The 3,164-nt window shown below is 61.2% G+C and carries 4 protein-coding genes; 2 read left to right on the top strand and 2 right to left on the bottom strand.

All coding sequences use genetic code 11. From position 1 onward, the window contains the following. Nucleotides 1-906: 906 nt before the first annotated feature. Nucleotides 907-1,242: a hypothetical protein gene (locus ACKOED_RS11410; RefSeq protein ID WP_408916718.1), complete on the bottom strand. Its 336-nt coding sequence runs from the start codon at nucleotides 1,240-1,242 to the stop codon at nucleotides 907-909. An 84-nt stretch (nucleotides 1,243-1,326) separates the two neighbouring features. Then, entirely contained in the window at nucleotides 1,327-1,806 is a 480-nt protein-coding gene (ssb, locus tag ACKOED_RS11405) for a single-stranded DNA-binding protein (RefSeq protein ID WP_408916717.1), read from the bottom strand. Between the two features lie 52 nt (nucleotides 1,807-1,858). Between ssb and ACKOED_RS11400 the strand changes: the two genes are divergently transcribed. Further along, nucleotides 1,859-2,074, top strand: coding sequence for a hypothetical protein (locus tag ACKOED_RS11400; RefSeq protein ID WP_408916716.1), 216 nt, complete (start codon nucleotides 1,859-1,861; stop codon nucleotides 2,072-2,074). 45 nt (nucleotides 2,075-2,119) lie between these two features. Continuing rightward, on the top strand, nucleotides 2,120-3,154 hold the full coding sequence (locus ACKOED_RS11395) for a zinc-dependent alcohol dehydrogenase (protein ID WP_408916715.1): 1,035 nt from the start codon (nucleotides 2,120-2,122) through the stop codon (nucleotides 3,152-3,154). Nucleotides 3,155-3,164 lie beyond the last annotated feature (10 nt).

The raw sequence follows: 3,164 nt of genomic DNA, 5'->3' as shown, positions 1-3,164 counted from the left end.
GGCTTCATCGATCTTGATGACTTGCCCCATCGGTCTGCCGTCGTTCTCTTCCTTCATAGCCTCTTTCCTCCTTCAATGTGAAAGAAGCCACCCGTTTTGAAAAGTGCGAAAGATTCTGTACGTTATCAAAGCGGTTGATTTTCCGGCGTAAACCGGAGTTCTGAGTGCTCGAAGCGGGCTTGCGCCATCCCTCCGGCTGCCGCCCCGCCTCATCACTCGAATTGGCCAGCGCTAGACACCCACAGGCGCGGCTTTGAGGAATTGAGGCTAGGATCATCTGGGGCGACAAGGCCGATAAGATCACGTCAACAGAAAAGGTGTCCCCGGCGACCAGTGGCAAGAGACGTGCCGAATTGTAGCTTGATGCCTGCGGCTGGCAACTGCGCACTCAGACCCCAAGGAGAATTTGGAGAACAGCCAATCCCAACGCAAAAGTCAGAGCAAATATCACCAGAACAGATATCCGAAGTTCCTGCTTCATCAGATATCTCTGGACGACTGCGAAAGTTGCGGTTGCAGTTACCAAGGCGGTGAGTGCGGTTGGCAATAGCCGCGCTTCACTTTCATTCACAGTCGTGGTTAGGTTCTTACCCACCTGTCGACCGTGGCAGCTTGCCGGATAGCATCACTGGCGTGCCGCTACAAATTCCGCTCAGTACGCCCCAGCATCGGTGAACGTGCGCCTTGCGACGTTAGCCCGATTTCGGTCCTCGGCCTTGCTCCCAGAAGGAAAAAAGCACAAATACAGCCCACAGGACTGCAAAGTAGATTATGTATGAGAAAACCTGGATTGCGATGCCAGATAATACCATCAGTCCGGCATAAATCGTAGTCGCAAGGGCGGCTCTAACCGCCGCAGTCGCATACATATTCAACTTCTCACCTCATTTGATATGCCGAGCCAGGCTACGTCTGTTTCATAAACAGCGTGTACAAAACGAGTACAAAACCCAACAGTATCGCCACGACGACTGTAAGCCAAGTCGGCGCGCCCACAATGCCCAAGGCGATCCCAGCGATTACCGCACCTATGGAGAACACAGCCGAAAAGGTTGAGTTGGTCACGATAGCACGCGATTCAGCGATATTCTGCACTCGGCCTGCTTGAAATGCCGAATAGGTCAAGCCGAGCAGAGTGATGGAAACACCCACAATAAGGTATACCGGGAAACCGGGATAAGTCAGTGCTATTCCCATGAATGCGGCAAATGCAGCGCCAATGACCCAATAAGCCTTCGCCATGTGTCTTTCCTCACTGGTGATCTATGAGAAAAACAAACGGTAGAGAAAGTCAACCACCCGTCAGCTGAGCGGCGTCAGCTGACCCTAAAACGGCACCTCATCATCAAGGTCGCGGCCAGGAAGCTGCGCCTTGGACTGGCCGCCGCGGGCCATGGGGCTGGACTGGCCGAATTCGTCGCTGCCGCCGAAGGACGCTCCCTCGCCGCCGCCAGGCCGACCGCCCAGCATGGTGAGTTCGCCGCGGTAATTCTGCAGCACCACTTCGGTGGAGTATTTTTCCATGCCGTCCTTGTCGGTGTATTTGCGCGTCTGCAGCTGGCCCTCGATGTAGACCGTCGAGCCTTTCTTGAGATATTGCTCGGCCACCTTGGCGAGGTTTTCGTTGAAGATCACCACCCGGTGCCACTCGGTCTTTTCCTTGCGCTCGCCAGTGTTGCGGTCTCGCCAGGTCTCGGAGGTGGCGAGCGACAGGTTGACGATCGGCTTGCCATCCTGGGTGTGGCGCACCTCCGGGTCACGCCCCAGATTTCCAACCAGAATGACCTTGTTCACCGATCCCGCCATGATACTGATCCTCGTTTTCCAACACCCTAGTCAATGACCGGCGAAAGCTCCATTGCCATTCGCCCGCCATCCGCAGCAATATAGTTCATGTTTTGTTCCATTTCAAGTCTTAAGACGGCTCCCGGCGCTTTTCACCCGAGCCGCCTCGAATTCCGCCTCGGCCCTGGCGCTGACCGAAGGCTTTGACCTGCGGCTGTCGCGCAATGGCTGGTTCAGTGGCGGCGACACGTCCAGCGCGGTCACCGCCAAGCTGGGCTGGAGCTTCTGAGGGCCGGGTCGACAGACGCGGTGGCCCTGCCCTATGGTGACGGCCATGACCCAGACCATGAAAGCCGCCGTCCTTCACCGCCTCCGCGCCCCCCTGACGATCGAAGACCTGCCGGTTCCCGCGCCGGGGCCGGGTGACCTGCTCATCAAAGTGACCGCCTGCGGCGTGTGCCACAGCGATCTCCACGCGGTGGATGGCGACTGGACGCCGCCGCCGGTGCTGCCGCTGATCCCCGGCCACGAGGTCGTCGGAACCGTCGCCAGGCTGGGCCCTGGCGTGTCCGGCTTCGCCGAGGGCGAGGAGGTGGGCGTGCCGTGGATGTTCTCGGCTTGCGGCCGCTGCGAATTCTGCCTCGCCGGCATGGAGACCGTCTGCCCCGCGGGCGAGGCCACCGGCTACACGAGGCCCGGCGGGTATGCCGAATACATGCTGGCGCCCGCCGCTTTCGTGGGCAAGCTCGCGCCTGGCGCCGACCCCTATGCGATGGCGCCGATCCTGTGCGCCGGGGTCACCACCTACCGCGGCCTCAAACGCAGCATGGCCCGGCCCGGCCAGTGGGTGGCGGTGATCGGCATCGGCGGGCTTGGCCACATCGCCGTGCAATATGCCCGGGCGATGGGGCTCCGGGTGGCGGCTGTCGACGTCGCGGAGGATAAGCTGGCGCTGGCCCGCGCGCTGGGCGCCGAAGTCACTGTCAACGGCGCCCAGGCCGATGCGGTGGCCGCCTTGCGGACAGCCACCGGCGGCGTACACGGCGCGGTTGTGACGGCGGTGGCGCCGCGCGCTTTCGAGCAGGCTTTGCTCATGCTGCGGCTAGGGGGCGCCGCGGTCTATATCGGCCTGCCCGGCGGCAAGGGTGATGAAATCCGCGCCTCGCTGGCGGCCATCATCAACGGCGAGCTCACCATCCGCGGCTCCAATGTCGGCACCCGGCAGGACCTCAACGAGGCGATCGCCTTCGCCGCCAACGGGCTCGTCAAGGCCACGGTCCGCACCGAACCGCTGTCCGCCATCAATACCGTGCTGGACGAGATGCGCCGGGGCGCGATCGTCGGCCGCGTGGTGCTGAAGATCGCCTGAGCTTTGGCGG

It is taken from the genome of Aestuariivirga sp. (assembly GCF_046093005.1).
Taxonomy (GTDB): Bacteria; Pseudomonadota; Alphaproteobacteria; order Rhizobiales; family Aestuariivirgaceae; genus Aestuariivirga.
The sequence above is the reverse complement of the archived record's forward strand: the minus strand, read 5'-3'. Positions and strand labels throughout refer to the sequence as shown.